Annotated in this window: 26 protein-coding genes and 3 pseudogenes; 14 read left to right on the forward strand and 15 right to left on the reverse strand. The window is 60.0% G+C overall.

The genetic code is table 11. The features are described from left to right. The first annotated feature begins 1 nt into the window (after position 1). Both serS and cysG read left to right on the forward strand, forming a co-directional pair. Positions 2-1,282, forward strand: a complete 1,281-nt coding sequence (gene serS / locus ACZZ0K_RS07510) for a serine--tRNA ligase (protein ID WP_041477066.1) — start codon at positions 2-4, stop codon at positions 1,280-1,282. Then, a pseudogene (cysG, locus tag ACZZ0K_RS07515) lies at positions 1,283-2,675 on the forward strand (siroheme synthase CysG). Between the two features lie 94 nt (positions 2,676-2,769). Here the strand turns inward: cysG and ACZZ0K_RS07520 are convergent. The 7 genes from ACZZ0K_RS07520 to ACZZ0K_RS07550 form a co-directional block, all read right to left on the reverse strand. Then, the gene (locus ACZZ0K_RS07520; RefSeq protein ID WP_150741138.1) at positions 2,770-3,771 is read right to left on the reverse strand and encodes a glutathione S-transferase family protein; all 1,002 of its coding nucleotides are present in this window, start codon (positions 3,769-3,771) and stop codon (positions 2,770-2,772) included. Positions 3,772-3,862: 91 nt separating this feature from the next. Next, the gene (locus ACZZ0K_RS07525) at positions 3,863-4,864 is read right to left on the reverse strand and encodes a glycosyl transferase family protein (RefSeq protein WP_258706915.1); all 1,002 of its coding nucleotides are present in this window, start codon (positions 4,862-4,864) and stop codon (positions 3,863-3,865) included. Beyond that, positions 4,861-5,196 (reverse strand): TusE/DsrC/DsvC family sulfur relay protein, encoded by a 336-nt coding sequence (locus ACZZ0K_RS07530; protein WP_016770652.1) that lies wholly within the window; start codon positions 5,194-5,196, stop codon positions 4,861-4,863. Before ACZZ0K_RS07530 ends, ACZZ0K_RS07525 begins: the two co-directional genes overlap by 4 nt. Beyond that, positions 5,193-5,486: a sulfurtransferase complex subunit TusB gene (gene tusB / locus ACZZ0K_RS07535; RefSeq protein WP_252882280.1), complete on the reverse strand. Its 294-nt coding sequence runs from the start codon at positions 5,484-5,486 to the stop codon at positions 5,193-5,195. The genes ACZZ0K_RS07530 and tusB overlap by 4 nt, the downstream gene beginning before the upstream one ends. Beyond that, positions 5,486-5,842: a sulfurtransferase complex subunit TusC gene (tusC, locus tag ACZZ0K_RS07540; protein WP_095182056.1), complete on the reverse strand. Its 357-nt coding sequence runs from the start codon at positions 5,840-5,842 to the stop codon at positions 5,486-5,488. The genes tusB and tusC overlap by 1 nt, the downstream gene beginning before the upstream one ends. A 2-nt stretch (positions 5,843-5,844) precedes the next feature. Then, positions 5,845-6,237 carry a sulfurtransferase complex subunit TusD gene (tusD, locus tag ACZZ0K_RS07545; protein ID WP_150741136.1) on the reverse strand — a complete coding sequence of 131 codons (393 nt, stop codon included), beginning with the start codon at positions 6,235-6,237 and terminating at the stop codon, positions 5,845-5,847. A 165-nt stretch (positions 6,238-6,402) separates the two neighbouring features. Continuing rightward, complete coding sequence (locus tag ACZZ0K_RS07550; protein WP_258706914.1) at positions 6,403-6,732, reverse strand: DUF6388 family protein; 330 nt, start codon at positions 6,730-6,732, stop codon at positions 6,403-6,405. A gap of 132 nt (positions 6,733-6,864) precedes the next feature. On the opposite strand from ACZZ0K_RS07550, the gene ACZZ0K_RS07555 reads away from it, so the two are divergent. Further along, positions 6,865-7,215, forward strand: coding sequence for a hypothetical protein (locus tag ACZZ0K_RS07555; protein ID WP_041477055.1), 351 nt, complete (start codon positions 6,865-6,867; stop codon positions 7,213-7,215). Between the two features lie 102 nt (positions 7,216-7,317). On the opposite strand, the gene ACZZ0K_RS07560 is transcribed toward ACZZ0K_RS07555, so the two are convergent. Further along, a complete protein-coding gene (locus ACZZ0K_RS07560) occupies positions 7,318-7,743 on the reverse strand; it encodes a GNAT family N-acetyltransferase (RefSeq protein ID WP_095182055.1) in 426 nt (141 codons plus the stop codon). Positions 7,744-7,895: 152 nt separating this feature from the next. Here ACZZ0K_RS07560 and ACZZ0K_RS07565 point away from each other — a divergent pair, with 152 nt between their 5' ends. From ACZZ0K_RS07565 to ACZZ0K_RS07590, 6 genes are all read left to right on the forward strand, one after another. Further along, the gene (locus ACZZ0K_RS07565) at positions 7,896-8,336 is read left to right on the forward strand and encodes a hemerythrin domain-containing protein (protein ID WP_016775257.1); all 441 of its coding nucleotides are present in this window, start codon (positions 7,896-7,898) and stop codon (positions 8,334-8,336) included. Positions 8,337-8,543: 207 nt separating this feature from the next. Further along, positions 8,544-9,179 carry a lytic polysaccharide monooxygenase auxiliary activity family 9 protein gene (locus ACZZ0K_RS07570; RefSeq protein ID WP_258706913.1) on the forward strand — a complete coding sequence of 212 codons (636 nt, stop codon included), beginning with the start codon at positions 8,544-8,546 and terminating at the stop codon, positions 9,177-9,179. A 97-nt stretch (positions 9,180-9,276) separates the two neighbouring features. Continuing rightward, a complete protein-coding gene (locus ACZZ0K_RS07575; RefSeq protein WP_056788927.1) occupies positions 9,277-9,864 on the forward strand; it encodes an NUDIX domain-containing protein in 588 nt (195 codons plus the stop codon). Positions 9,865-10,012: 148 nt separating this feature from the next. Further along, a complete protein-coding gene (gene ggt, locus ACZZ0K_RS07580) occupies positions 10,013-11,740 on the forward strand; it encodes a gamma-glutamyltransferase (RefSeq protein WP_258706912.1) in 1,728 nt (575 codons plus the stop codon). Positions 11,741-11,803: 63 nt separating this feature from the next. Next, complete coding sequence (locus tag ACZZ0K_RS07585) at positions 11,804-12,337, forward strand: cysteine hydrolase family protein (protein ID WP_150634951.1); 534 nt, start codon at positions 11,804-11,806, stop codon at positions 12,335-12,337. A gap of 184 nt (positions 12,338-12,521) precedes the next feature. Next, positions 12,522-13,538, forward strand: coding sequence for a lysozyme inhibitor LprI family protein (locus tag ACZZ0K_RS07590; protein ID WP_258706911.1), 1,017 nt, complete (start codon positions 12,522-12,524; stop codon positions 13,536-13,538). Here the strand turns inward: ACZZ0K_RS07590 and ACZZ0K_RS07595 are convergent. Next, the gene (locus ACZZ0K_RS07595) at positions 13,505-13,849 is read right to left on the reverse strand and encodes a DUF7693 family protein (RefSeq protein WP_252878503.1); all 345 of its coding nucleotides are present in this window, start codon (positions 13,847-13,849) and stop codon (positions 13,505-13,507) included. The genes ACZZ0K_RS07590 and ACZZ0K_RS07595 overlap by 34 nt on opposite strands. A 160-nt stretch (positions 13,850-14,009) precedes the next feature. On the opposite strand from ACZZ0K_RS07595, the gene ACZZ0K_RS07600 reads away from it, so the two are divergent. Then, positions 14,010-15,455, forward strand: a complete 1,446-nt coding sequence (locus tag ACZZ0K_RS07600; protein ID WP_258706910.1) for a SulP family inorganic anion transporter — start codon at positions 14,010-14,012, stop codon at positions 15,453-15,455. On the opposite strand, the gene ACZZ0K_RS07605 is transcribed toward ACZZ0K_RS07600, so the two are convergent. Both ACZZ0K_RS07605 and ACZZ0K_RS07610 read right to left on the reverse strand, forming a co-directional pair. Continuing rightward, positions 15,423-17,654 carry a GAF domain-containing protein gene (locus tag ACZZ0K_RS07605; protein ID WP_258706909.1) on the reverse strand — a complete coding sequence of 744 codons (2,232 nt, stop codon included), beginning with the start codon at positions 17,652-17,654 and terminating at the stop codon, positions 15,423-15,425. The two genes, ACZZ0K_RS07600 and ACZZ0K_RS07605, sit on opposite strands and share 33 nt — an antisense overlap. A 184-nt stretch (positions 17,655-17,838) precedes the next feature. Continuing rightward, positions 17,839-18,356 (reverse strand): annotated as a pseudogene (locus tag ACZZ0K_RS07610) (carboxymuconolactone decarboxylase family protein). Between the two features lie 131 nt (positions 18,357-18,487). Between ACZZ0K_RS07610 and ACZZ0K_RS07615 the strand changes: the two are divergent. After that, positions 18,488-19,303, forward strand: coding sequence for an AraC family transcriptional regulator (locus ACZZ0K_RS07615; RefSeq protein ID WP_258706908.1), 816 nt, complete (start codon positions 18,488-18,490; stop codon positions 19,301-19,303). 3 nt (positions 19,304-19,306) lie between these two features. Here the strand turns inward: ACZZ0K_RS07615 and ACZZ0K_RS07620 are convergent, their stop codons facing one another. Beyond that, complete coding sequence (locus ACZZ0K_RS07620; RefSeq protein ID WP_258706907.1) at positions 19,307-20,200, reverse strand: DMT family transporter; 894 nt, start codon at positions 20,198-20,200, stop codon at positions 19,307-19,309. A gap of 89 nt (positions 20,201-20,289) precedes the next feature. On the opposite strand from ACZZ0K_RS07620, the gene ACZZ0K_RS07625 reads away from it, so the two are divergent. Together ACZZ0K_RS07625 and ACZZ0K_RS07630 are read left to right on the forward strand one after the other, a co-directional pair. Further along, the gene (locus tag ACZZ0K_RS07625; protein ID WP_258706906.1) at positions 20,290-21,621 is read left to right on the forward strand and encodes an aminotransferase-like domain-containing protein; all 1,332 of its coding nucleotides are present in this window, start codon (positions 20,290-20,292) and stop codon (positions 21,619-21,621) included. Between the two features lie 40 nt (positions 21,622-21,661). Beyond that, positions 21,662-22,039, forward strand: coding sequence for a c-type cytochrome (locus tag ACZZ0K_RS07630; protein ID WP_258706905.1), 378 nt, complete (start codon positions 21,662-21,664; stop codon positions 22,037-22,039). Positions 22,040-22,555: 516 nt separating this feature from the next. Here ACZZ0K_RS07630 and ACZZ0K_RS07635 read toward each other — a convergent pair. Beyond that, positions 22,556-24,210: pseudogene (locus tag ACZZ0K_RS07635) on the reverse strand (sensor domain-containing diguanylate cyclase). A gap of 177 nt (positions 24,211-24,387) precedes the next feature. Between ACZZ0K_RS07635 and ACZZ0K_RS07640 the strand changes: the two are divergent. Continuing rightward, positions 24,388-24,723 carry a hypothetical protein gene (locus tag ACZZ0K_RS07640; protein WP_095182042.1) on the forward strand — a complete coding sequence of 112 codons (336 nt, stop codon included), beginning with the start codon at positions 24,388-24,390 and terminating at the stop codon, positions 24,721-24,723. Positions 24,724-24,797: 74 nt separating this feature from the next. Here the strand turns inward: ACZZ0K_RS07640 and ACZZ0K_RS07645 are convergent, their stop codons facing one another. Both ACZZ0K_RS07645 and ACZZ0K_RS07650 read right to left on the reverse strand, forming a co-directional pair. Further along, positions 24,798-25,277, reverse strand: coding sequence for a phage infection protein (locus ACZZ0K_RS07645; RefSeq protein WP_258706904.1), 480 nt, complete (start codon positions 25,275-25,277; stop codon positions 24,798-24,800). Between the two features lie 124 nt (positions 25,278-25,401). Beyond that, positions 25,402-25,971, reverse strand: a complete 570-nt coding sequence (locus tag ACZZ0K_RS07650; RefSeq protein WP_258706903.1) for a chorismate mutase — start codon at positions 25,969-25,971, stop codon at positions 25,402-25,404. Between the last annotated feature and the right edge of the window lie 149 nt (positions 25,972-26,120).

The following is a 26,120-nucleotide window of genomic DNA, read 5'->3' on the forward strand; positions in this document are numbered from 1 at the left end:
CATGCTCGATTCCAAACTGTTACGTAGCAACCTTCAGGACGTAGCGGACCGCCTGGCTTCCCGTGGCTTTGCCCTGGACACCGCGCGCATCGAAGCGCTGGAAGAACAGCGCAAGACCGTCCAGACCCGCACCGAAGCACTGCAGGCTGAGCGTAACGCGCGTTCCAAATCCATCGGGCAGGCCAAGCAGCGCGGCGAAGACATCGCGCCGCTGATGGCGGACGTCGAGCGCATGGCAGGCGAGCTGAGCGCTGGCAAGGTCGAGCTGGACGCGATCCAGACCGAACTCGATTCGATCCTGCTCGGTATCCCCAACCTGCCGCACGAATCGGTTCCGGTCGGCAAGGACGAAGACGACAACGTCGAAGTGCGCCGTTGGGGCACCCCGACTCAGTTCGATTTCGAAGTGAAAGACCACGTCGCCCTTGGCGAGAAGTTCGGCTGGCTGGACTTCGAAACCGCCGCCAAGCTGTCCGGTGCTCGTTTCGCCTTGTTGCGTGGCCCGATCGCGCGTCTGCATCGTGCACTGGCGCAGTTCATGATCAACCTGCATGTCACCGAACATGGCTACGAAGAGGCTTACACGCCTTATCTGGTTCAGGCTCCGGCGCTGCAAGGTACCGGCCAGCTGCCGAAGTTCGAAGAAGATCTGTTCAAGATTGCCCGCGAAGGCGAAGCCGATCTGTACCTGATTCCAACCGCCGAAGTGTCGCTGACCAACATCGTTGCCGGCGAAATCGTCGATTCGAAGTTGTTGCCGATCAAGTTTGTCGCCCACACCCCATGCTTCCGCAGCGAAGCCGGCGCGTCGGGTCGCGACACGCGTGGCATGATCCGCCAGCACCAGTTCGACAAAGTCGAAATGGTCCAGATCGTCGAGCCGTCGCAATCGATGGAAGCGCTGGAAAGCCTGACTGCCAACGCCGAAAAAGTCCTGCAGCTGCTCGGTCTGCCTTACCGCACCCTGGCGCTGTGCACTGGCGACATGGGCTTCAGCGCGGTCAAGACCTACGACCTCGAAGTGTGGATTCCGAGCCAGGACAAATACCGCGAAATCTCCTCGTGCTCCAACTGCGGTGACTTCCAGGCGCGTCGCATGCAGGCGCGTTTCCGTAACCCGGAAACCGGCAAGCCTGAGCTGGTGCACACCTTGAACGGCTCTGGTCTGGCGGTCGGTCGTACTCTGGTTGCGGTACTGGAAAACTACCAGCAGGCCGACGGTTCGATCCGTGTGCCGGACGTGCTCAAGCCGTACATGGGTGGCCTTGAGGTCATCGGCTAAATGAAATATCTGCCGCTGTTTCACAACCTGCGCGGCAGTCGTGTGTTGGTTGTCGGTGGGGGAAATTGCCTTGCGCAAATCCCGCCTGCTGGCCGATGCCGGTGCGCTGCTGCGGGTGGTCGCACCTGAAATCGAAACGCAACTGGCCGAACTGGTCGCTGCCAGCGGCGGTGAATGCCTGTTGCGCGGTTACGCCGAAACGGATCTGGACGGTTGCGGGCTGATCATTGCCGCTACCGACGACGAAACGCTCAACGCGCAAGTCTCCACCGACGCCCACCGCCGTTGCGTGCCGGTCAACGTGGTCGATGCGCCGGCCTTGTGCAGCGTGATCTTCCCGGCGATCGTCGATCGCTCGCCGTTGATCATCGCCGTGTCCAGCGGCGGCGATGCGCCGGTACTGGCGCGTCTGATCCGCGCGAAAATCGAAACCTGGATTCCTTCGACCTACGGTCAATTGGCAGGGCTGGCTGCGCGTTTTCGCAATCAGGTGAAAAACCTGTTTCCGGATGTTCAGCAGCGTCGCGGCTTCTGGGAAGACGTTTTCCAGGGCCCGATCGCCGATCGTCAACTGGCCGGGCAGGGCGCTGAAGCCGAGCGCCTGTTGCAGGCCAAGGTCGATGGCGAGCCAATGGTCACCACTGGCGAGGTTTATCTGGTCGGTGCCGGTCCGGGTGATCCGGATCTGTTGACCTTCCGCGCACTGCGTCTGATGCAGCAAGCCGATGTGGTGCTCTATGACCGCCTGGTGGCGCCGGCGATTCTCGAGTTGTGCCGTCGCGATGCCGAGCGGGTGTATGTCGGCAAACGGCGCTCCGAACACGCCGTGCCGCAGGATCAGATCAACCAGCAACTGGTCGATCTGGCCAAGGCTGGCAAGCGTGTGGTGCGGTTGAAGGGCGGCGATCCGTTTATCTTCGGCCGCGGTGGCGAAGAGATCGAAGAACTGGCGGCCCACGGTATTCCATTCCAGGTGGTGCCAGGCATCACGGCGGCCAGCGGTTGCGCCGCTTATGCGGGGATCCCGCTGACCCACCGTGACCATGCGCAGTCCGTGCGGTTTGTCACTGGCCACTTGAAGGATGGTTCCACCGATCTGCCATGGGCTGACCTGGTGGCTCCGGCGCAGACGCTGGTGTTCTACATGGGCCTGGTGGGCCTGCCGATCATCTGCGAGCAGTTGATCAAGCATGGTCGCGCGGCGGATACCCCGGCGGCGTTGATTCAGCAGGGCACTACAGTCAATCAGCGGGTTTTCACCGGAACGCTGGCGGATCTGCCGCGAATGGTGGCGGAGCATGAAGTGCATGCGCCAACTCTGGTGATCGTCGGCGAAGTGGTGCAGCTGCGCGAGAAACTGGCGTGGTTTGAAGGGGCTCAGGCGCAAATCTGAGTCAAAGCAAAAGATCGCAGCCTTCGGCAGCTCCTACAGAGGAACGCATTCTCATGTAGGAGCTGCCGAAGGCTGCGATCTTTTGCTTCTGCTGTTAGCCCTTTAACCAAACCCCTTTCCCGATCAACCGCGACCGGTCATGCGCCACGCTGAAATCCTGCTGCGGCCCCTTCGGCACCACGCCGGTCGGGTTGATGGTCTTGTGACTGCCATAGTAGTGATGCTTGATGTGCTGGAAGTCCACCGTCTCGGCAATCCCCGGCCACTGATACATCTCGCGTAGCCAGTTCGACAGATTCGGGTAATCGGCAATCCGCCGCAGGTTGCACTTGAAGTGCCCGTGATACACCGCGTCGAAGCGAATCATCGTAGTGAACAGGCGCACATCGGCTTCGGTCAGGTATTCCCCGCTCAGGTAGCGATTGGCACCCAGCAGTTGCTCCAGATGATCCAGTTCGGCGAATACTTCATCGAACGCCTGTTCGTACGCCTGTTGCGAGGTGGCGAACCCGGCACGATAGACTCCGTTGTTCACCGCCGGGTAGATCCGCTCGTTCAGCGCATCGATTTCGTTGCGTAGCGGCGCCGGATAAAAGTCCAGATCGTTACCAGTGATCCCGTCGAAGGCGCTGTTGAACATGCGGATGATTTCCGCCGATTCATTGCTGACAATGCGCTTGAGTTTCTTGTCCCACAACACTGGCACCGTCACGCGCCCGGTGTAGTCAGGCGTATCAGCCGTATACCGCTGGTGCATGAAATCGAAGCCATCGAGTTTGTCGCCTGTCGAACCGAGCGCCTTGTCGAAGGTCCAGCCGTTCTCCAGCATGAGCCAGCTGACCACCGACACGTCGATCAGACTTTCCAGCCCTTTGAGTTTGCGCACGATCAGCGTGCGATGCGCCCAAGGGCAGGCGAGGGAAACGTACAGGTGATAGCGTCCGGCTTCGGCAGTGAAACCGCCTTCACCGCTGGGGCCTGGCTGACCATCGGCGGTCACCCAGTTGCGGCGTTGCGCTTGTTCGCGCTGGAACGCGCCGTCCTTGCTGCTTTCGTACCACTTGTCCTGCCAGTGGCCGTCGACGAGTAAACCCATGATCAAGACTCCCTAAACCAATATTCGTTGGAGTCGAGTCTATTCCGATGAGTTCGAACAAAAAGCGCAAAGATCGGGCGCTAATGATCGGTTAGATCGATGTGTTGCGCGCCGCCCAATACTGCTCGGCGGTTGCGAACGCCTGTTCGCGATTCTGACCGAGACCGCGCAGGGCGAGGGCCATGGTCGCAATCAAGGCCATTTGCGGGTAACTGTCGACCACATTGCCACGCCACACGGCTTTCAAGTGCTCGATTTCCAGCGAAGCGGGTTTGACGTGGCGCTGCGCTGACAGCTGCGGCCATTCTTCATCCCAGCTCTGACCGCCGCTGGTGCCATAAAGGTGGCTGGTGGCGTCGGGGTTGATCTCGATTTCACCGCCATCGCCCTTGACCACAATTGCCGTGTCGCCGAGCAAGCCGCTGGCATCGCGATGTACCGCCTGATAGCCCGGGTGAAAAATGCTTTGCAGGCCGCAGCGTGCGCCCAACGGATTGAGAATCCGCGCCAGCGAGTGGATCGGCGACCGCAGGCCCAGGGTATTGCGCAGGTCGATCATCTTCTGCAGTTGCGGCGCCCAGTCCACCAGCGGCATAAAGGCCAGGCCGCCGTTGCCCAGTGCCGTGCCGACCTGCTGCCAATCACGGCACAGGGGAATGTTCAGTTCGCCCAGCAGTTGTTCGCTGTACAGACGCCCGGCCGTGTGCGCGCCGCCGCCGTGCATGAAGATCCGCACGCCGTTTTGCGCCAGGCATTTGGCTGCCAGCAGATACCACGGCAGATGGCGTTTTTTGCCGGCGTAGGTCGGCCAATCCAGGTCGACATTCAGCGCCGGTGCCTGCAAGCGTTCGCGCAGGGCTTCGGTGAAACCGGCCATTTCCTCTGCGCTTTCTTCCTTGTGCCGCAGCAACATCAGGAAGGCACCCAGTTGCGTATCTTCGACCTTGTCATCGAGCACCATGCCCATGGCCTCGCGGGCTTCCTCGCGCGTCAGGTCGCGGGCGCCGCGCTTGCCCTTGCCGAGAATGCGCACGAATTGCGCGAACGGGTGCTCGGCAGGCGTTTCGAGGGTCAATGCTGGAAAGTCGTTCATAGGCAATTCGTCGGTTTGGGCAGGCCCGCCAGTTTCGCGGCGAGTTTGGCAGGGGTGCCTTTGAACAGTCGGTTCAGGTGCAGGCTGTTGCCTTTGTCCGCGCCGAGTTTCAACGCGGTGTACTTGATCAGCGGCCGCGTGGCCGGCGATAGCTGGAATTCGGCGTAGAAGCTACGCAGAAGCTCAAGGACTTCCCAGTGTTCGGGCGTCAACTCGATGTCTTCAGCGGCGGCGAGGGCGCTGGCGACTTCAGCCGACCAGTCGCTGAGGTCAACGAGAAAGCCATCCTTGTCCAGTTCGATGGCGCGGGCGCCGACGGTCATTGAATTCATAGCCAGCTGTTGACCTTGGCGTGATGGATCGACAGTTCGACAAACGCCGGGTAGTCGATGGCCTCGGCCCAGTCTGGAATCTCGATCGCACGCGCCTGTGCGTCCTCAACCAATACGAACAGATTGATTGGTCGCTCTTGCAGAGCAGAGAACGGCGCAGTGTCCGGTTGCAGCGCATACACCGCATCGCCGCACAACAACACGGCATCGGCGCTGCCGAGCAGGCGCAGGCAACTGCTCAGACGATCGTCGCCGTAGGGGGAATGAGACAACACATGCAAAGTCGACATCAGAGGGTGATCACCTGATCGTAACGGTCAATAAGGGCGGTGATGTGGTCAGCAGCAAGCGGCTGCGCCTCGTCCAGCGACAGGTTGCCAAGACCGCGAGCATTGGCGCTTTCGGCGCAATAGAACAGCTCTTCGACACCAAACATCGGCAGCGCCTGCAGATTGGCGCTGAGGTCTTTCTGCTGCAAGGCCTTGGCGTTCTGCCCGGCGGCCAGTTGCAGCACGCCGTCATCGAGAAACAGCAGACCTATCGGTAGATCGAAGGCGCCACCGGCCAGCACGATATCCAGCGCTTCCCGCGCACCGGGGCCTGACCATGGCGATTGGCGGCTGATGATCAACAGCGATTTGGCCATGTTCAAGCGCCTCCGAAACAGATGAGACGGTCAGCGTCCTGCACGGCATCGTGCAATTGACCCAGGCCGGACAATTCCCACGGCGCGCTCAGCGAAATCGCTTCACGCTGGTAACGCTTGGATTCTTCTTCGTTCAACACGCCACGGCGCAGAGCGGCGGCGATGCAGACCACGCCATCCAGTTGCTTTTCGTTGATGAAGGCGCGCCATTGCTTGGGCAAGTCCTGTTCATCCTGCGGCGTCACCACTGCATCGGAGGCGTTGAACACGCCGTCCTGATAGAAGAACAGCCGGACAATCTCATGGCCGCCGGCCAGCGCGGCCTGGGCAAACAGCAGGGCACGGCGCGAGGAGGGCGCATGGGCGGCGGAAAACAGCGCGATGGCGAACTTCATGATGGACTCGATCAGCGAAACTGCGGCCATGATAAAGCTTTATCGCTCGTGCCGCGAAACCCGAGTTTTACGCAGATACCTTTGTAGGAGCTGCCGAAGGCTGCGATCTTTTGATCTTGAAGAGCAAAATCAAAAGATCGCAGCCTTCGGCAGCTCCTACATCGATTACGGGGTGATGCCGTAAAGATCGCAATACTCGATCCAGTCCATCCCCGCCATTTCCGCCACTTCCCGATGCACTTCCAGCCGTTGCGCCTGATAGTCCTCGGGCGAAGCAGCGGTCAACTGCAACGTCAGCTCCCAGGCAAACAACCCCTGGCTTTCCGCCTCAGCCTCGAATGCTTCATGCAAGCGTTCTTCGCGGTACTGCGCCTGGGTTTCACCCTTGGCCTGAGCCAACAGCGGATTGAGGTGGTCGAGAGTCTCACGCAGTTCGGGTCGCGCATCGAGAAACAGTTTCAAGGCGTGTTCATGTCGTTGGTCGCTAGGCGCCATGTAATGTCCTTGTGTGGCTGAAGATCTCAGAGTGCCGCAGCTGCTCACGCGTGTCGCGCATAAAAACAGTAAAGCAGAACGATTTGCCGCGTTGCAGTGCTACAGTCCGCTTTTTCTCGATGAGCAAATGCAATGCGAATGCTGATGGTAGTGCTGGCGGCGGCCCTGTTGGCCGGGTGCGCCGGTTCGGTGATGAACGATGCTCGCAGCAAGAGCCCGGACAAGGTCCTGACCTCGGACAAGCCGGAGAAAGACGTCGCCCGGTGCGTGCAATTCGCCTGGCAGGATGAAGCGGTTTTCGGCGTCGACGCGGCGGCCTATCTGGAGCCGCGCGAGTCTGGCGGCACGACGGTCTACACGCGTTCAGCGGAGTCGTTTGTCGATGTGATTACCGAAGCCTCGGGTACGACTTTGAATTACTACGCACAGCAGAGTGATTTTGTCGCGATGCGGCGCATGGCGGCGATGGCGACCTGCCTCTGATTGTGTGTCGAGGCGGCTGGCGCTTTCGCGAGCAGGCTCGCTCCCACCGATTGAATGCTTTCCAGTGTGGGAGCGAGCCTGCTTGCGCAAAGAGCGACACAGTCAGTTGATCAGCCGCTTTTGGAAAAAATGCCGCTTGTGCCCCGGTGGATAGTCAACGATCTCACCGAACTGGCTGAAGCCCAGCTTCTTGTAGAACTCCGGCGCCTGAAAATCGAAGGTGTCGAGCCAGATTCCGTAGCAGTTCCTGTCTTCGGCCAACGCTTCTGCCTGTGCCATTAACCGGGAACCAATCCCCTCTCCGCGACTTTGTTCCGGTACTGACAGCAAATCGATGAACATCCAGCGCAAAGTCACTCGCCCGTACAACCCGCCCAGTATCGCGCCATACTCATCTTTTACCATCAAGGCGAACGGTTCGGTTTTCGATATGCCGGTCTTCGCATCGTTGTATTCAATCAACGGTTGGAGAATGGCCTGACGCTGTTCCTCGGTAGGATTGTCCGTCAACTCGATACGCAAATTCATGCATGACTTCCTTGTGTGATTGAACGCCCAGCCTAACCCGTCCGGGCAAACGCCTCCAAGCCCTTCGATCGAACAAGCGGAACCGTCAAACCAGCGTTGCGGTCTAGGCTTTTATCGCGTCTTTCCCTGAGCGCGATTGATGAGGAAATCCCGTGAATATTTTTGAAGCCCTGCGCGAAAGCCACGAGCGCCAGCGCACTTACGCCAAGGCTCTGATCGCGACCAGCGGCGACAGCCCTGAGCGGGTCGAGGCCTACAAGCAGCTCAAAGCAGAACTGCAAGCGCATGAAACCGCTGAAGAGCGGCACTTCTACATTCCGTTGATGGAAATCGACGAAGGCGTTGACCTGAGCCGCCACGCCATCGCCGAGCACCACGAAATGGACGAGATGATGGAAGAACTCGACGAGACCGAAATGTCCAGTCCGGCGTGGCTGGCCACGGCCAAGAAGCTCTCCGACAAGGTTCATCATCACCTTGAGGAAGAAGAGCACAAGTTCTTCCAAATGGCCGGCAAACTGCTCGACGATAAACAGAAAACGCAACTCGCCGGGCAGTACGAAAAGGAGTATCAGGCGCAACTGTCTGAATGACCAAAGGCGACTCGGCGTGTAGGTGTTCAGCTACACGTTGAGTGCGATGCGTCGTCGGGCACTGGTTATCCATCCAGTTTTTTCGGGTTTTTTACGTCCTGCAAAATCGCATTGCGACAAAAGCGCCAATGGACAAAAAATTCACCTCCGTTAGCTTGAAGGCCTCTCCTCGGGAAGGAGAGTTCTCAAATCAACGGAGTGAAGACGATGAATCAGGCAATCCCACAAACCCAACTCAAACACGGTCGTGTCATCTCGCCAGCAAGTCGCGGCGCATTGGCCATTGACCTCGGCTTGCTCGGCGCTTGGCAAGTCAATGAAATGGAGGGCGGCAAAAACTTTCCGGCCGTGAATGCCGGGCCGTTCCCGCAACCCTTCGAGACCGACTCGGACAGCGTCGCGCCGCCGGCCGATGGCTACATTCTCAGCGGCGGCAAGACCGATGCCCGCGATTGCGTCAATTACACCGACGACGAGATGAGCAAGAAGCTCGGCCGTTCATTCAACTGGCCGCTGCTTAATGTCGATCCGGGGCAGATTCTCGAGGTCAGCTGGGCGTACACCGCGCCGCACACCACCCGTGGTTATCGCTGGCTGATCACCAAAGACGGCTGGGATCCACAGCAACGCATCAGCCGTGCGCAGCTCGAAACCCAGCCGTTCTTCGAAGACTTCTACCCGCAAGTGCCGTATTACAGCCATGCCGGCGAATTGAAGGCCAAGGTTGATCACCAAGTGCAACTGCCGACGAACAAGAAGGGTCATCACGTCATTGTGCTGATGTGGATCGTCGCCAACACCGGCAACGCCTTCTACCAGGCCTTCGACGTCGACTTCCAGTAACAACCCAGGCTGAACGAGCCCGGTAGCGCTGCCGGGCTTTTTTGTCGGCGCAATTGTCCGACCATGGCAGTCCCCCATGAAAACAGGATCAGACGCGATGTCCAACACAGCCGAACGGGTCAACATCGTCGACACTCAGGTGTTGTCCCACGACTGGTATCTGTTGAAGAAAATCACTTTCGATTACCACCGCAACAACGGCGAATGGCAGCGCCAGACCCGCGAGGTATACGACCGGGGCAACGGCGCGGCGATTCTGCTGTTCAACCGCGAAAAGCGCACGGTGGTGCTGACCCGCCAGTTTCGTTTGCCGGTGTTCGTCAACGGCCACGATGGATTGTTGATCGAGGTGGCGGCGGGGTTGCTGGAAGGTGCCGCGCCGGAGCAACGCATTCGTGACGAAGCCGAGGAGGAAACCGGTTATCGCGTGCATGACGTGAAGAAAGTATTCGAGGCGTATATGAGCCCCGGCTCGGTGACGGAGAAGCTGCACTTTTTTATCGCCGAATACGACGCCGCGTCCAAAGTCAGCGACGGTGGTGGGCTGGAAGAGGAAACCGAAGAACTGGAAGTGCTCGAGTGGCAATTCGCTGAGGCACTGGCAGCGTTTCAACGCGGCGAGATCTGCGATGCCAAGACCATCATGCTGTTGCAGTACGCAGCGATGAATAACCTCTTCGCTTGATTCGGGCAGGAGCTGCCAACGGCTGCGATGGCTCAGCATACTGGCTGAACGGGGAGGCGCAATACGCAAAGCCGGCCATACTGCTTGTTGCTCCTGAAGCGCTGCCCTGCGTTTTGCGCAGTCCCCAAAAACAAAAAGAGATCGACTCATGAAGTACGAACCTTTGGCCAGATCGCTCATTGCGACCTCCCTGGCGCTCAGCTGTCTCATGGCTCACGCGGCATCAGTGGCGCCGGTGGCGGCGGAAAACGGCATGGTGGTCACCGCGCAACATCTGGCGACCCATGTCGGCGTCGATGTGTTGAAAAACGGCGGCAATGCCGTGGATGCGGCAGTGGCCGTGGGCTATGCGCTGGCGGTGGTCTATCCGGCTGCGGGCAATCTTGGCGGTGGCGGGTTCATGACCATTCAACTGGCGGACGGACGCAAGACCTTTCTCGACTTCCGCGAGAAAGCCCCGCTGGCAGCGACCGCCAACATGTATCTGGACAAGGACGGTAACGTCATTCCGGAACTGAGCACGCGCGGCCATCTGGCCGTCGGGGTGCCGGGAACCGTGTCCGGCATGGAGCTGGCGCTGAGCAAATATGGCACCAAACAGCGCAAGGACATGATTGCCCCGGCGATCAAACTGGCCGAAGACGGTTTCGAGCTGCAGCGGGGCGATGTCGAGCTGCTCGAATACGCGACGGATGTGTTCAAGAAGGACATGCGCGATTCCGGCTCGATCTTCCTCAGCAACGGCGAGCCGATGCAGGTCGGGCAGAAACTGGTGCAGAAGGATCTGGCGAAAACCCTGCGGACGATTTCCGAGAAGGGCGCCGACGGCTTCTACAAAGGTTGGGTCGCCGATGCCATTGTCACTTCCAGCCAGGCCAACAAAGGCATCATCAGCCAGGCCGACCTGGACAAATACAAGACTCGCGAACTGGCCCCGGTGGAATGCGATTATCGCGGCTATCACGTAGTCTCGGCGCCACCGCCCAGCTCCGGCGGGGTGGTGATCTGCCAGATCATGAATATCCTCGAAGGCTATCCGATGAAGGACCTGGGCTTCCATTCCGCTCAGGGCATGCACTACCAGATCGAAGCGATGCGCCACGCGTACGTTGATCGCAACAGCTACCTCGGCGATCCGGATTTCGTGAAGAATCCGATCGAGCACCTGCTGGACAAGAACTATGCGACCAAACTGCGCAACGCCATCCAGCCGCAAAAGGCCGGCGTGTCGGCTGAGCTCAAACCCGGTGTAGCGCCGCATGAAGGCAGCAACACCACGCACTATTCGATCGTCGACAAGTGGGGCAATGCCGTTTCGGTGACGTACACGCTCAACGACTGGTTCGGCGCGGGCGTCATGGCGAGCAAGACCGGGGTGATCCTGAACGATGAAATGGACGACTTCACCTCCAAGGTCGGCGTGCCGAACATGTACGGGCTGGTCCAGGGGGAGGCCAATGCCATCGCACCGGGCAAGGCGCCGCTGTCGTCGATGAGTCCGACCATCGTCACCAAGGATGGCAAGGTGGTGATGGTGGTCGGCACGCCGGGTGGTAGCCGGATCATCACCGCGACCTTGCTGACCATGCTCAACGTGATCGATTACGGCATGGGGCTGCAGGAAGCGGTCGACGCGCCGCGCTTCCATCAGCAGTGGATGCCGGAGGAAACCAACCTCGAAGACTTCGCCGCCAGCCCGGATACGAAAAAGCTCCTCGAGAGCTGGGGCCACAAGTTTGCCGGCCCGCAGGATCCCAACCACATCGCCGCGATTCTGGTCGGCGCGCCGTCACTGGACGGCAAACCGGTTGGCAAGAATCGCTTCTACGGCGCCAATGATCCACGGCGTAATACCGGCTTGTCACTGGGTTACTGAGCGGAGTAAAAGGGGCGGGCTCAGGTCCGCCCCATCTCAAGGACTGATCAAGGAAGGCTCGACATGACCACCGCATTACTGATCATCGACGTCCAGCAAGCACTGTGTGCTGGTGAATATCAGTGTTTTGAAATCGACCGCGTGATCGCCACGATCAATGATCTCAGCCAGCGCGCCCGCACAGCTGGCGTTCCGGTGGTGTTGATTCAGCACGAAGAAAAGGACGGTCCGTTCGTGCATGGCGCGGACGGTTGGCAACTGGCCGAAGGTTTGCTGACTTCGACGAAAGACCTGCGTGTAGGCAAGACTACCGGGGATTCTTTCTACCAGACCGATCTCGGCAAGCTGCTGCCCAGCGAAGACTTCGAACGTCTGATCATCTGCGGTCTGCAGACCGATTATTGCGTCAACGCCACGGTGCGCAGCGCGCATTCACTGGGCTACGACATCGTCGTCGCGCAAGATGCACATTCGACGGTCGATAACGGCAACATGAGCGCTGAAGACATCATTGCCCAACACAACAAGGACTTCGCCGCCCTGACCAGTTCCGTGGCACGGATCGACGTCAAACCGGCAGCCGAGATCACCTTCTGAACTCACACAAACCTCCTGTGGGAGCGAGCCTGCTCGCGAAAGCGCTATGACAGCCAAGATCAAACCGACTGATATACCGCCTTCGCGAGCAGGCTCGCTCCTTGGGTGAGCAGGCTCTACGACAACAGCGATTTACGGCAGCAGCACTGGCATAATCCCCGCCGCCCGAAGAATGGAATCTCTCATGTTCGCTATCTACCTGCGTCACGCCGTGGCGCTGGCCTCTCTCGTCATTGCCTGCACCGCCCACGCCAGCAGTTTCGATTGCACCAGTGCCACCAGCAAAACCGAAAAAGCCATCTGCACTGATCCCTACCTCTCGAGCCTCGACGACAAGCTCGCCACGCAATGGCGGAACACGCTGGGCAAAGTTGCTGATCCCAAAACTCTGAAATCCGACCAACGCCAGTGGCTGAAACACCGCAACGCTTGCGGTGCCCAGAGTGCGTGTCTGCGTCGTGAATATCTGATGCGCCTCAGCGAACTCGGACACGCCGTCCAACCGTTCAGTTGGGACGCCACTTGGCAATTGATCCCGCCCGGCACCTCGACCTCGGCGACCCTTGTCACCCAACGTCGTGATGCCACGCATATCGCCATCGATATCTCAGCAGGCGAGGGCGCCAATTCCGGAGACTTGACCGGCGTTGCCATACTCAAGGATGGAACAGCCCTGTACGCCGAGGACGCCTGCAAACTCGCCTTCACGTCCATCAATGGCGTACTGAACGTCACGCAAACCGGTGCGGATTCCGACTGCGGCGGTGGCATGGGCGTGTATTACGCCGGTCGGTATGTCGCCTCCGAACAACCGCTGAAGCTGGATTACGATCTGCTCAGCCTGGGTCTGGCTCGCACACCCGCAGAAGATCAGGTACTGCGTTCGCTGCTCAAGACCGACTACCAGAAACTGGTAGAGACCTCCGGTTCCTTGCAGGTCGGCGAAGACTCAAAAGATGTGGCCGATGCTCAGGTTGTAGAAATGTGGATGCGCGGTCTCGGCGGCATCGGCATTCTGATGAGTGCTGCAGACGCACAGGTCTGGCTGATCTTCAAAAGCTACGATGATCAGGGCCATGAACATCTGCGGTACTACACCAACGTGGCGAAGTGGAAGAAGCGGTTGCCCGATGTGCTGCAGGGCTGGTATGACCGCATGCAAGAAAATCAGTCGTCACTGGTTCTGGAAATGATGCCCTGAGCCACATCTCCATCCGCCTCACACAGCAACCGCTCGATCTGCGCCAGTTCCCATGTGCTGAGCAGACTCACCGGGTCCGTGCCATAACGCTGCCAAGTGTCCAGCGTCGCTTCATCCCCGGCGCAGTTGCGCGCGTATTCACAGTGATGCAAATGTCCGTCGGCGAAGTCCAACAGCAGATGCCAGCCCTCGATGTAAACGGCAATCAGCCCGGACTGGGACATTACCTCGCAGACTTCGAACGCAAGCACGCCCAGCGCAGCTTCGCGCAGACGCTGACACACATCCCGGGCGGACAAAAACGCTGACATGCTGCGACTCGATTCGATGGACAAGCCTGCAAGGATAAGGTCCGCGCTACTCCATGTCAGCGTTTCACTGGCCCGAGGCCGAACAATTCCGTAACATTCGCCTCCCTCTTTTTTCGCGAAAACAGCAGCCGTGCCCAGCGGCCGCTCAGTCAGGTAAGCCATGAAACCGATTCGTCTGCGCGCCGATGTCCTCGCCGGACTCACCACCTCGTTCGCCCTGTTGCCCGAATGCATTGCTTTCGCCCTGGTCGCGCATCTCAATCCGCTGATGGGCCTGTACGGCGCGTTCATCATTTGCACGCTGACAGCGTTGTTTGGCGGCCGGCCGGGCATGGTTTCCGGCGCGGCGGGCTCGATGGCGGTGGTGATCGTCGCGCTGGTGGTGCAACACGGCGTGCAATATCTGCTGGCAACGGTGCTGCTCGGCGGTCTGATCATGATGGCGTTCGGGCAGTTGCGCTTGGGCAAACTGGTGCGCATGGTGCCGCATCCGGTGATGCTCGGTTTCGTCAACGGCCTGGCGATCATCATTGCCCTGGCGCAACTGGAGCACTTCAAAAGCGGCGAGCACTGGCTCAGCGGTACGCCGCTGTATCTGATGACCGGGCTGGTGCTGCTGACCATGGCCATCGTTTACATTCTGCCGCGCCTGACCAAAGCGGTACCGCCGGCCCTGGTGGCGATCCTTGGTGTCGGCCTGCTGGTTTACCTCTTCGGCCTGCCGACCCGTACCCTCGGCGACATGGCGCACATTGCCGGCGGTCTGCCGACTTTCGCCATGCCAGACATTCCGTGGAGCCTGGAAACGCTGCGCATCATCGCTCCGTACGCGATCCTGATGGCGATGGTCGGCCTGCTGGAAACCTTGCTGACACTGAACCTGACCGACGAAATCACCGAGACCCGTGGCTATCCGGATCGTGAGTGCGTGGCGCTCGGCGCGGCCAACATGGTGTCCGGTGCGTTCGGCGGCATGGGCGGTTGCGCGATGATCGGGCAGACCGTGATCAACCTCAGCTCCGGCGGGCGCGGGCGCTTGTCCGGCGTTGTGGCCGGTGTGCTGATTCTGTTGTTCATTCTGTTTCTGTCACCGCTGATCGAGCGTATTCCGCTGGCCGCACTGGTGGGGGTGATGTTTGTGGTATCGCAGCAGACGTTCGCCTGGGCGTCGTTGCGGGTGATCAACAAGGTGCCGCTGCACGATGTGCTGGTGATCATCGCCGTGACCACCATCACCGTGTTCACCGATCTGGCCACGGCCGTGCTGTGCGGGATCATCATCGCCGCGCTCAACTTCGCCTGGCAGCAGGCGCGCGAACTGTACGCCGATGAACACCTGGAGGCCGACGGCAGCAAGCTCTATCGCCTGCACGGCACGCTGTTCTTTGCCTCGACCACGCCGTTTCTCAATCAGTTCGATCCGGCCAACGATCCGGCGAAAGTCACTCTCGACTGCCGACACCTGAGCTTTGTCGATTACTCGGCGATTGCCGCGTTGAAAACCTTGCGTGAACGCTACGCCAAGGCTGGCAAGCACTTACAGGTGTTTCATCTGTCGGAACGCTGCAAGAAATTACTCAAGCGCGCCGGCGTCGATCACGACTGACGCCGCTGGTTTTGCGTCCTTGAGCCAGGTCTTGCCGAGAATCCGTGAGACCTGTTCGGCGGAGTAGGGCTTGGCGAGAAACTCGAAACCTTCGTAACCGCTGCGGGCCAGTTCTTCGCTGTAGCCGGAGGTCAGAATCACCGGTAGATCGGGGCGGCGCTGGCGCAGCTCCCTGGCCAACGCGACGCCGGTGATGCCCGGCATGACCACGTCGGAAAACACCGCATCGAACGCGCTGGCATCGCCGCCCGCCAACTGCAGGGCTTCTTCAGCGTTGGTTGCCCATGCGGTTTCATAGCCCAGATCCTGGAGGATCTGGTTGGCAAAACGACCAACATCGAGATTGTCCTCGACCACCAGTACCCGGCGTTTTTCGCAGGCCGGCTGCACCTCGCCATCGTCCTCAGTGTTGTCCTGTTCAGCCTCGTCCGCCGGCACTTGCGGCAAATACAAGGTGAACTCGGTGCCTTGTCCAAGGACGCTGGAGACGTCGACGTTGCCGCCCGATTGCTTGGCGAAGCCGAACACCTGCGACAGCCCCAGCCCCGTGCCTTTGCCGACAGCCTTGGTGGTAAAGAACGGTTCGAAGATGTGTTCAAGGGTGTGTGCGTCGATGCCGGCACCGGTGTCGGCCAGGGCAATCGACACGAAATGGCTGCTGGACCCGGCGTGACCGCGAATCGGCGGCAGCGCTTTGTGGCACTCCAGGCGCAATTTCAGCTCACCTTGACCATTCATGGCGTCGCGGGCGTTAAGCGCAATGTTGATCAACGCGGTTTCGAACTGACTGAGGTCGACACGGATGTAGCAGGGGTGATCCGGGCGTTCGACGCACACGTGAATCTGCGCGCCGGTGACCGATTCGAGCATCTCGCCGATGTTTGCCAAACGTTCGCCGGCGTCGACTACCTGCGGATTGAGCGGCTGGCGGCGGGCGAAGGCGAGCAACTGGCTGGTCAGCTTGGAGGCGCGCTCGACGGTGTCGGACACCGCGCGCATGTAGCGCTGACGGCGTTCTTCCGGCAGGTTGGGCTGGCGCAGAAAATCCACCGACGAACGAATGATCGTCAGCAGATTGTTGAAGTCGTGGGCGACGCCGCCGGTCAATTGGCCGATGGCTTCGAGCTTCTGCGACTGGCGCAACGCAGACTCGGCCTGGGCCAGGCGCAAGCTGCGCTCTTCGACCCGTTGCTCCAGCGTGGCGTTGAGCTCAGCCAGAGCCAGCAGGCCTTCACGCACATTGGCATCGGCGCGCACCCGCTCGATGTGCGCCCAGCACCGTTCGGTCACTTCGCTCATCAATGCCTGCTCAAATTGCGACCAGACCCGCGGCACTTTGTCGTGGACGGCCATCAATGCGGTCAGACGGCCCTGCTTGATCAGTGGTACACAAATGGTCGCGGTAATACCGATGGCCTGAAAGGTCGCCGACTCTTCCGGTGGTAGCTCGCTGCGGTTGTCATGGATGACCAGCGGTTCCCCGGCGCGCAGCAGAGTCACTGCCTTCTCACCGAAATCGCGCAGGCGGTAGTGGCCGACGATGCTTGGCGAACCCGGTGCCGCATAGTCGCCGCGAATGGTGAAGCCGTCCTCGTCGGCATCCATGTCGGCGTACGCGCAGTTGGACAATTGCAACTGCTCGACCATCAGCCGGGTGCTCGCCGCCAGGATTGCTTGCGCATCGGTGGCATTGGTCACCGCTTCGCCGATGGCATCGAGGACGGCCAGGCGTTGGTTGAGATAAACGGTCTGGGTGGTCTCGGTGACCGTGTCGAGCATGCCGACGACATTGCCGTGGGAGTCACGAATCGGGCTGTAACAGAAAGTGAAGAACGCCTGCTCCGGACCGTTGCCGCGTTCGATCTTCAGGGCAAAGTTTTCGATGTAGGTGGCTTGGCCGGCATAGGCCGCCTCGGCTATCGGGCTGATCTCATGCCAGGCTTCTTTCCAGATGTCGCTGAAAGGACGTCCCAGCGCATGCGGCTTGTCGCCGAGAATCGGCACGAAGGCGTCGTTATAGAGAGTGATCAATTGCGGCCCCCAGACGATCGCCTGAGGGAAATGCGACGCGAGACTGAGCGAGACAGTGGTCTTGAGTACATCGGGCCAGTTTTCCAACGGGCCGAGGGGCGAATTCGCCCAGTCGTGACGGCGGATCTGCCCGGCCATCTCGCCGTTGTCTTGCAACCAGTCTGTCATGGGGTTCGTATCTTTCCGGGCATTTGTCTGAGAACAAAGACCTGCGCGCAGGGTGTTTGGTTTCAGCGCACCAGACACTGTTTGCGCTGCGAATTATTCTGACCTACATCATGGCAGCAAAACAGCGCTGGCGAAAAGAGCATCTTTTCGCCAGCGGATTTTTCTTCAGTTCGTGAGCGACTGCTCAGGCCTCGACGGTCGGGAAATCAATGTCGGTCAACGCCGTGTTGTTCAGGTAGTTGGTCAATGTCTGCACGGCCACCAGGGCAATCACTTCGATAATCTTGCGGTCATCGATACCGGCAGCGCGAGCAGCGGCCAACTGTTCATCGCTCAAGTGGCCACGGGTTTCGGTCAGTTGGCGGGCGAGGGCGGCGTAGGCATTCAGTTCGCCTTGACGGGCCGCGACGATGTCCTGTGGCGAGAGCCCGGCCTTGCCGGCGAACATTGTGTGTGCGGACAGGCAGTAGTCGCAGCCGTTGACTTGCGAAGTGGCGAGGTAGACGGCTTCTTTTTCCTGGGCGCTGAGCGAAGTCTTGCCGAGGATCGCCGAAGCTTGCAGGTAAGTGTCGAATGCAACCGGCGCTTGGGCCAGGGTAGTGAAGACGTTGGGCAGGAAGCCGATTTTTTCTTCACGCCTTCCAGTGCAGGACGGGTGGCATCGGTGGCGGTGTCGAGGCTGATGGTGGGGATGCGGCTCATGGTAATTCTCCTAAATTCCGCAGCGAAGTGCAGCGGCGATGGAGAGATCTTAGGGGCTGCCAATGGCGCTTTGGCGGCAAATCGTCGAGGATATGCGGCAGATCGTCCAGATATGCCTTCGGGAGTCAGCCATGGATCGCCTTTCCACATTACTCAGTCATTTCGGCGTGAACGCCGGCACCTTTCATAGCGGCGCGTTTTGCGGCGTGAGCGTTCACGAAGGCGAGCCGGTCGGGCACGTGCATGTTCTGCAAGCCGGGGCGTTGCTGCTCAAACCGGGCAACGAGCGGGAGATCCGTCTGGACGAACCGTCACTGATTTTCTTTCCCCGGCCGTTTACCCATCGAATGTTTGCCGACGAAGCCATGGCCAGTCAGATTGTCTGTGCCTCGCTGACCTTCGACGGCGGCTCGGGCAATGCCCTGGCCGCCGCGCTACCCGACTATCTGGTATTGAAACTCACCGACATCCCGGAACTGCGCAGCACCCTTGACTGGCTGTTCAATGAAGCCTTTGAAGGGCATTGCGGGCGCGTGGCGGTGATGGATCGCCTGTTCGAATTGCTGGTGATTCTGTTGCTGCGCCATCTCATCGGCAGTCGAGATCAGCAACCGGGCATGATGGCCGGGCTGGCTGACCCGCGCTTGTCTCGCGCTTTGAACCTGATCCATGAGCAGCCGCACAAGCCCTGGAGTGTGGCCGATCTCGCGGCGGCGGCGAACCAGTCCCGCGCCGGTTTTGCCGAGCAGTTTCGCCGCGTGGTCGGGCAGACGCCGGCCGATTATCTGCTGAGCTGGCGCGTCAGTCTTGCGCAGAAACGCCTGCGCGAAGGCCGGCCGATTGCGTTGATTGCCGAAGAGGTCGGTTACGAAAGTCCGTCGGCGCTGGCCCGGGCGTTTCGGCGCAAGACCGGTCTCAGTCCTCGGCAATGGAAAGCCGAACACTGAACATTACCTGGCGAATTTCTTCGCTCCGGCCACGCAGAGAATCACCCCAAGCGTTACGCCGAGCATGCCGACGCTGACCTGCTCGTGCAGCAACGTCGCCGCCAGTGCCAGACCAAAAAACGGCTGCAGCAACTGCAACTGCCCGACCGCCGCAATCCCGCCCTGGGCCAGGCCGCGATACCAGAACACAAAGCCGATCAGCATGCTGAACAGCGACACGTAGCCCAGGCACATCCACGCAGGCAAGCTGATGTTGCCGAACGAGGCGGGCGCCAGCCACAGGCTCAGCACTGCCATCAGCGGTAACGACATTACCAGCGCCCAGCAGATCACCTGCCAGCCGCCGAGGCTGCGTGACAGTTTCGCGCCTTCGGCGTAACCGAGGCCGCAGGCGAGAATCGCCGCGAGCATCAGTAGATCCCCAGTCGGCGAGGCGCTCAGTCCCTGGGACAGGGCGAAGCCCACCACCAATGCGCTGCCCAGCACCGAAAAGATCCAGAACACCGGCCGTGGCCGCTCACCGCCACGCAAGACACCAAACATTGCTGTGGCCAGCGGCAGCAATCCTACAAACACGATCGAATGCGCTGACGTTAAGTGCTGCAATGCCAACGCGGTCAGCAGCGGAAAACCCAACACCACGCCCAGCGCCACAATCACCAGCGACAGCCACTGATGGCGCGACGGTCGCGGTTGCTTGAACAACAGCAGAAGTCCGACCGCCAGTGCGCCGGCAATCGCTGCTCGCACCACGGTCAGAAACACCGGATCGAATTCCAGCACCGCCAGCCGTGTCGCCGGAAGTGAACCGCTGAAAATCAGCACGCCGATAAAACCGTTGATCCAGGCACTGGTCTTTTCCAGCGCCGGGTTGGCCGCAGTCGATGTTGTGTGCATGTCGGTCGCGCTCAAATAGTGGGTTGTATTGCGGCGATCCTAGGGCTGAGAATCAGCACAATCAAAAAATTGTCATGGATACAGCCGGCATGCCCCGATCCCGTTACAAGACCTTGGTTGACCGTTACGCGGCGGATATTCGTGGCGGACGACTGCCGCCGGGCACGCGATTGCCTACGCATCGGCAACTGGCGGCGCAGGAAGGACTGGCGCTGGTTACCGCTTCACGGGTTTATGCCGAGCTTGAGGCGATGGGCCTGGTCAGTGGCGAAGCCGGGCGCGGCACTTTTGTGCGGGAAACGTCGCTGGCTCCGGGGCAGGGCATCGATCAGAAAGACGTTGCGGTCGGCATGATCGACCTGAATTTCAACTATCCGTCGTTGCCCGGTCAGGCTGAGTTGTTGCGCACGGCGTTGCGGCAACTGGCGTTGTCCGGCGATCTCGAAGCGTTGCTGCGTTATCAACCCCACGCCGGACGTGCCCACGAACGCGCCTCGGTGGCGCGACATTTGTCGACACGCGGCGTGACCGTTGAAGCCGACCAAGTGCTGATCGTCAATGGCGCTCAGCAAGGTTTAGCGGTGACGCTGATGGCCCTGCTCAAACCCGGTGATGTGATCGCCGCCGATGCGCTGACGTATTCCGGGTTCAAGGTGCTGGCCGACGCGTTGCATCTGGAAGTGCTGGCGATCCCGATGACAGAGCACGGCCCGGATTTGCCGGCACTGGACAGACTCTGCCGCCAGCGTGCGGTGCGCGCCGTGTACAGCATGCCGACGCTGCACAATCCGCTGGGCTGGGTCATGCCACTGGAACAGCGCGAGCAATTGGTGGCGATTGCCCGGCGCTATGATCTGACACTTATCGAAGATGCGGCCTACGCGTTTCTGGTGGAAAATCCGCCGCGAACCTTGATCGATCTGGCACCGGAACGGACGTTTTACGTATCGGGCCTGTCGAAAAATATCGCCACCGGTTTGCGCGTCGGCTTCATCGCGGCGCCGCTGCCTCAAGTGCCCGCACTGGAGCGAATCATTCGCGCGACAACGTGGAACACGCCCGGGGTGATGACCGCCATTGCGTGCGGTTGGCTCGACGACGGCACCGTCACCGTGCTTGAGGAGCAGAAACGTCGTGATGCGATGGCGCGACAGGCTTTGGCCGCCGAGGTGCTGAAGGGGCTGCGCTACATTGCTCATCCGGCCTCGTATTTTCTGTGGTTGCCGTTGCCCGAAGATGTGCGTGCCGATCAGATCGTGGTCGAGTTGATGCAGCAGCAGATTTCGGTCACCAGTGCAGAGCCGTTTTCGCTGGCGGCCAATACGCCCCATGCGATTCGTCTGGCGCTCGGCTCGGTGGACATGCAGGTGTTGCGTCAGGCGTTGATCACTGTCAGAACGATTGTCGGCGCTTATCTGTAAACTGCGTTCACGCCATGAAAAGCCAGGTTTGGACTGTTTAATGAAATTCACCACAGCACTGCTTCTCGCCTTGATCTTCAGCACCAGCGCTCAGGCTGAGGGCGATCCTGAGGCCGGAGAGAAGATCTTTCCGCGCCTGTGCGGCGGTTGCCATCAGGTTGGCGAGTCGGCTCGTTCGGGGTTTGGTCCGCAGCTCAACGGCATCATTGGCCGGGCTGCGGGGACTTCGGCAAATTATGTTTATTCCGATGCGATGAAGAACTCGGGGATTACTTGGGATCGGGCGACATTGAAAGCGTATCTGAAGGATCCGAAAGGGGTGGTGCCGGGGACGCGGATGATTTTCTGGGGGCTGAGTGATGAGGAGAAGTTGAATAATTTGTTGGCTTATCTGCAGAGGTTCAGTGCTGAGCCCTAGTCGGGCGATGGTTTCCTGGCTGATTGAGTACATATCCATTGCTGCGGTAACGGCTGCTTAGGGTTCCGCCCTTACGGCGGGTCACCTTTTTCAAACGCCAAAAAGGTAACCCAAAAGGCTTGCTCCTGCGTTCGGCCCTCGCAGGCTCGGGTCCCTTCGCTGCGGGATCGATCCGGGCGCAGCGGCTCCGGTTTGCTTCGCTGCACCTACACTCGCTGTGTCTGGCTGCGCCAGGCGGTCGCTGCGCTCCCACGCCCGGATCAATCCCTCCGCTCAGCCTTCCGACGTCGCCGGTGGATCAAAAGCAAGATCAAAAGCACTCGAGCTAACGCTCATTGTTGAGTGGGGCGGCTTCGCCGCGGGCAGCTGCGCTGCTTTGCTTTTCTGTGGGAGCGAGCCTGCTCGCGAAAGCGGTTCTCCTGCCGACCCATATTTGCGGTTTTCCCCCATCCCTGGAGGAGCTGGCTGGCCAGCGAGGCCGGCGGGCCGACCTGTCTCAGGTTGATATACGCGGTGTCAGTGAGCATGGAACGCCACCTGATTGCGCCCCGCAGCTTTCGCCTGATACAGCTGCTGATCGGCGCGTTTGATCAGGGCCGTGTGGTTGTTGTCTGCCGGATCTGCCAGGCCAAGGCCAATACTCACCGTGACGTTGCCGACGCCGGGAAACTGCGCTTCGGCGACTGCCATGCGAATTTTTTCGGCAACGACTTCCGGGGTGTCGGGTTGCGCGACTTCCGGCAGCAGTACGGCGAACTCTTCGCCGCCGTAGCGGGCGACGAAATCGGTGCTGCGCACGCTGTTCTGGATCAAGGTCGCCAGTTGTTGCAGGACCTCGTCACCGACCGCGTGGCCGTGGCTGTCATTGATGCGTTTGAAGTGGTCGGCATCGATCAGCAGCAGGGCAAAGGGCGCCCGGTGCGTCGGGACAGCAGCGAGTATTCAGTGATTTTTTCGTCAAAGCGGCGACGGTTGTAAACGCCGGTCAAGCCGTCGTGTGTGGCCAGGCTCAGCAGCTCGGCGTTGGCCTCGGTGAGTGCGGCGGTGCGTTGTGCCACGGTGGCTTCCAGCGAGGCGTTGGCTTCTTGCAGTTCGCGCTCCTTGCCTAGTAGCGACTGCGTCATTGCGTCGATGGACTGGCCGAGCTGGGCGATTTCCAGTACCGGATGCTGGAGCTGGAACTGCGCGCCGGACTGGTTGTTCTGCACCTGTTTGGCCGAGTGCGCGAGTTGTTCGATCGGCCGGCTCAGGTACAGCGCCAGGTAATAAGCCACGAGACCGAAAACGATGGCGGCGAAAACGCCGAGTATCAACAGTTCATATTGCAGCGTTCGCGCTGGTTGCAGCGCGGTCTCCAGTGGCTGGCGAATGGCGATCGACCACGACAGCGCCGTGCCCGATGGCGTCGGCACAGTGACCATGCTGGTCAGGTAACCGTTGGCCGCCGTCCAGCCCGACAATACCGGATCGTTGGTCGCCAGCTGTTGGCCCATCAGCGCTTCGGGGTAGAGCACCTTGCCGTCGTGGTCGACGATCAGCGCCTGGATATCCGGCGCCGAGTTCTTGTGGGAAAACGCCGCCGACTCGACGATGCGCGTCACCCAACTCCAGTGTGCATGTGCGCCCAGCACGCCAATCACCTGTCCTTCGGCATTGTGGATTGGCGCGGCGAAATCGATGAAGCGCAGCGGCTCGCCATTGGGCAGGCCCGGCAACAACTTGGCCAGCAACACCGCTTCGTGGGGATCGCCGGTGTATTGCCGGCGCAAGCCGATCTGGAACCACGGGCGTTTCTGCACCGATTGACCGACCAGCAGATCATTGACCGCTTGGCGAACGTTGCCCTCGGCGTCGGTGACGCCCATCCACGCATATTCGGCGCGCGCCTGGGTGCGCAGCTGCATCGACTTGAGGATGGCTGGGTTGTCCAGATCTCCGCGCTCCAGATGCGGTGCGCGACTGAGCAGGTAGACCTCCAGTTGCCGTTCGCGCAGCTGTTCGCCCAACAGCGTCGCCGCTGCACGCGCGGTGTTCAGCAAGGCGTTGCCGCTGGCCTGCTTCATTTGTTCGGTGGCGATATGACCGACATAAAAGCCGACGCTCAATAACGTCAGCAGGGACAAACCGCCGAACCACAGGGTGAGATGGCTACGCAGACTGGCTTTGAACATGGAGGCGGGTGTCTGTATTTATTGAAGTGGCGCCATGGTATGCGACATCGCCGATGGGCGGCCAGCGAACGGGTTCATGTAAATACAAAGAAGATTGATGCCAATGAGCCATCATTTTGGTTAGAATGCGCGCCGCCCGAGAGACGGATCCCGGGCGTTTTCCCATGGAGTTTTACCGTGAAATACCTCAGCAAAGTAGTCGCCGCCACACTGTTCGGTGTGGTTCTGGCAGGTTGCACCGGCGCCCCGATGAAAACCGCCCATTACGACAGCAACCAATACACCGTGGTTGGCCACAGCGAAGCATCGGCCACCGGCCTGCTGCTGTTTGGCATCATCCCGATCCGCCAGAACAGCCGATTTGTGCGCGCGCAAAACGCGGCCATCCAAGCCAAGGGCGGCGATGCAATGATCAACACACAGGTTCAGGAAAACTGGTTCTGGGCCTGGGTCCTGACCGGTTACACCACCACCATCTCCGGTGATGTGGTCAAGCTGAAAACCGCGCAATAAGCGACGGCTGAATGCAAAAAAGCCCGGCTGATCAGGCCGGGCTTTTTCATGGGTGTTGCGGTCATGCAGTAGATTCATGCAACGCGGCGCTCGATCAGACGATCAGATCCACCTTCAGCAACGCGGCGTTCGAGCAGACGATCAGAGCCACCTTCAGCAACGCGGCGTTCGAGCAGACGATCAGAACCACCCTCGGCAACACGGCGTTCGAGCAGACGATCAGAGCCACCTTCAGCAACGCGGCGCTCGATCAGACGATCAGAGCCACCTTCAGCAACGCGGCGTTCGAGCAGACGATCAGAGCCACCTTCAGCAACGCGGCGATCGATCAAGCGATCGGAGCCACCCTCGGCAACACGGCGTTCGATGAGACGATCCGAACCGCCTTCAGCAACACGGCGTTCGAGCAGACGATCTGAACCACCTTCAGCCAGACGGCTTTCGATCAGCTTGTCCGAGCCGCCTTCAGCGACCAGGGTGTGGGCAGGGGTTGCTGCAAAAGCGTTAACTGCGAAAACCGAGAAAGCGATGCCGAGAAGGGTTTGGCGTTTCATGATCGTGTGCTCCAGAAAGTTGTTTGTTTGTCTGGAGCCGATGTTACGCCGCGCAGTTTTTATGAGAACTTCATTGACGTGATGGTGAACATCGACGCCGATGATGTTTGCCATAAGCGGCGATTCAGAGGGCTTTTGCCCGAATGCACAACTCGCCGCTGGCACGAATCAGCGCCATGTCATGCAGCGCATCGGCGGCCAGACCGTTGCGGACATTGGCCAGCCATGCCGGGCAATTCGGATCCTGGCGATAAGGCGCGAAGGCGGCGTACTGCTGCAACAAGCGCTTTTGCAGTTCATCCAGGCGCGGGCGGATCTGTTTGCCCAGATCCGGACGCGGTGTGTCCGGTGCAGCACCTGCCGCTTGCCATTGCGCGAGCAGACCGTATTGCACCAGTTTGTTCGCTTCCATCTGTGCGGCGATCAGTTGCGCGACATCGTCTGCGTCGAGTTGATGTTCGGCGGCCAGAGTTCGGGCATTGGCGATGACCTGCGCCTCTCTCGGGCTGTCCTGGATCGGCTTGCCGCTGTCCCACTTGGTCAACGCAACCAGATCGCCGATGCTCAGGCGTTCATTCAAAGTGGCCAGTAGCGGTTTCAATGAAGCAGGCGCCGCTGCGGGTGCGCCCGCCTGAGCGCAGGCGGCGAACAGAACGAGGAGGGAACCGAGCAGAAAATTTGCAACGTTACGCATGAACCGAGCCTCAATAGTCAGTGTCGAGAGAATCGCTGATTTACCACAGCCGCACACTGACACAAAGCGATGCCTGGCATTTACACAAATGCAAAACAGGCAATCAACGCCGATGGGAAATGTTGATTGCACGCTGCACGCAACTCACC

This window comes from Pseudomonas sp. AC255 (assembly GCF_979258175.1).

What these genes read in the sequence shown, in the direction of transcription:
- serS (WP_041477066.1), top strand. Translation starts at nt 2, where the DNA reads ATGCTCGATTCCAAACTGTTACGTAGCAACCTTCAGGACGTAGCGGAC.
- ACZZ0K_RS07520 (WP_150741138.1), bottom strand. Translation starts at nt 3,771, where the DNA reads ATGGGTTTACTCGTCGACGGCCACTGGCAGGACAAGTGGTACGAAAGC.
- ACZZ0K_RS07525 (WP_258706915.1), bottom strand. Translation starts at nt 4,864, where the DNA reads ATGAACGACTTTCCAGCATTGACCCTCGAAACGCCTGCCGAGCACCCG.
- ACZZ0K_RS07530 (WP_016770652.1), bottom strand. Translation starts at nt 5,196, where the DNA reads ATGAATTCAATGACCGTCGGCGCCCGCGCCATCGAACTGGACAAGGAT.
- tusB (WP_252882280.1), bottom strand. Translation starts at nt 5,486, where the DNA reads ATGTCGACTTTGCATGTGTTGTCTCATTCCCCCTACGGCGACGATCGT.
- tusC (WP_095182056.1), bottom strand. Translation starts at nt 5,842, where the DNA reads ATGGCCAAATCGCTGTTGATCATCAGCCGCCAATCGCCATGGTCAGGC.
- tusD (WP_150741136.1), bottom strand. Translation starts at nt 6,237, where the DNA reads ATGAAGTTCGCCATCGCGCTGTTTTCCGCCGCCCATGCGCCCTCCTCG.
- ACZZ0K_RS07550 (WP_258706914.1), bottom strand. Translation starts at nt 6,732, where the DNA reads ATGGCGCCTAGCGACCAACGACATGAACACGCCTTGAAACTGTTTCTC.
- ACZZ0K_RS07555 (WP_041477055.1), top strand. Translation starts at nt 6,865, where the DNA reads ATGCGAATGCTGATGGTAGTGCTGGCGGCGGCCCTGTTGGCCGGGTGC.
- ACZZ0K_RS07560 (WP_095182055.1), bottom strand. Translation starts at nt 7,743, where the DNA reads ATGAATTTGCGTATCGAGTTGACGGACAATCCTACCGAGGAACAGCGT.
- ACZZ0K_RS07570 (WP_258706913.1), top strand. Translation starts at nt 8,544, where the DNA reads ATGAATCAGGCAATCCCACAAACCCAACTCAAACACGGTCGTGTCATC.
- ACZZ0K_RS07575 (WP_056788927.1), top strand. Translation starts at nt 9,277, where the DNA reads ATGTCCAACACAGCCGAACGGGTCAACATCGTCGACACTCAGGTGTTG.
- ggt (WP_258706912.1), top strand. Translation starts at nt 10,013, where the DNA reads ATGAAGTACGAACCTTTGGCCAGATCGCTCATTGCGACCTCCCTGGCG.
- ACZZ0K_RS07585 (WP_150634951.1), top strand. Translation starts at nt 11,804, where the DNA reads ATGACCACCGCATTACTGATCATCGACGTCCAGCAAGCACTGTGTGCT.
- ACZZ0K_RS07590 (WP_258706911.1), top strand. Translation starts at nt 12,522, where the DNA reads ATGTTCGCTATCTACCTGCGTCACGCCGTGGCGCTGGCCTCTCTCGTC.
- ACZZ0K_RS07595 (WP_252878503.1), bottom strand. Translation starts at nt 13,849, where the DNA reads ATGTCAGCGTTTTTGTCCGCCCGGGATGTGTGTCAGCGTCTGCGCGAA.
- ACZZ0K_RS07600 (WP_258706910.1), top strand. Translation starts at nt 14,010, where the DNA reads ATGAAACCGATTCGTCTGCGCGCCGATGTCCTCGCCGGACTCACCACC.
- ACZZ0K_RS07605 (WP_258706909.1), bottom strand. Translation starts at nt 17,654, where the DNA reads ATGACAGACTGGTTGCAAGACAACGGCGAGATGGCCGGGCAGATCCGC.
- ACZZ0K_RS07615 (WP_258706908.1), top strand. Translation starts at nt 18,488, where the DNA reads ATGGATCGCCTTTCCACATTACTCAGTCATTTCGGCGTGAACGCCGGC.
- ACZZ0K_RS07620 (WP_258706907.1), bottom strand. Translation starts at nt 20,200, where the DNA reads ATGCACACAACATCGACTGCGGCCAACCCGGCGCTGGAAAAGACCAGT.
- ACZZ0K_RS07625 (WP_258706906.1), top strand. Translation starts at nt 20,290, where the DNA reads ATGCCCCGATCCCGTTACAAGACCTTGGTTGACCGTTACGCGGCGGAT.
- ACZZ0K_RS07630 (WP_258706905.1), top strand. Translation starts at nt 21,662, where the DNA reads ATGAAATTCACCACAGCACTGCTTCTCGCCTTGATCTTCAGCACCAGC.
- ACZZ0K_RS07645 (WP_258706904.1), bottom strand. Translation starts at nt 25,277, where the DNA reads ATGAAACGCCAAACCCTTCTCGGCATCGCTTTCTCGGTTTTCGCAGTT.
- ACZZ0K_RS07650 (WP_258706903.1), bottom strand. Translation starts at nt 25,971, where the DNA reads ATGCGTAACGTTGCAAATTTTCTGCTCGGTTCCCTCCTCGTTCTGTTC.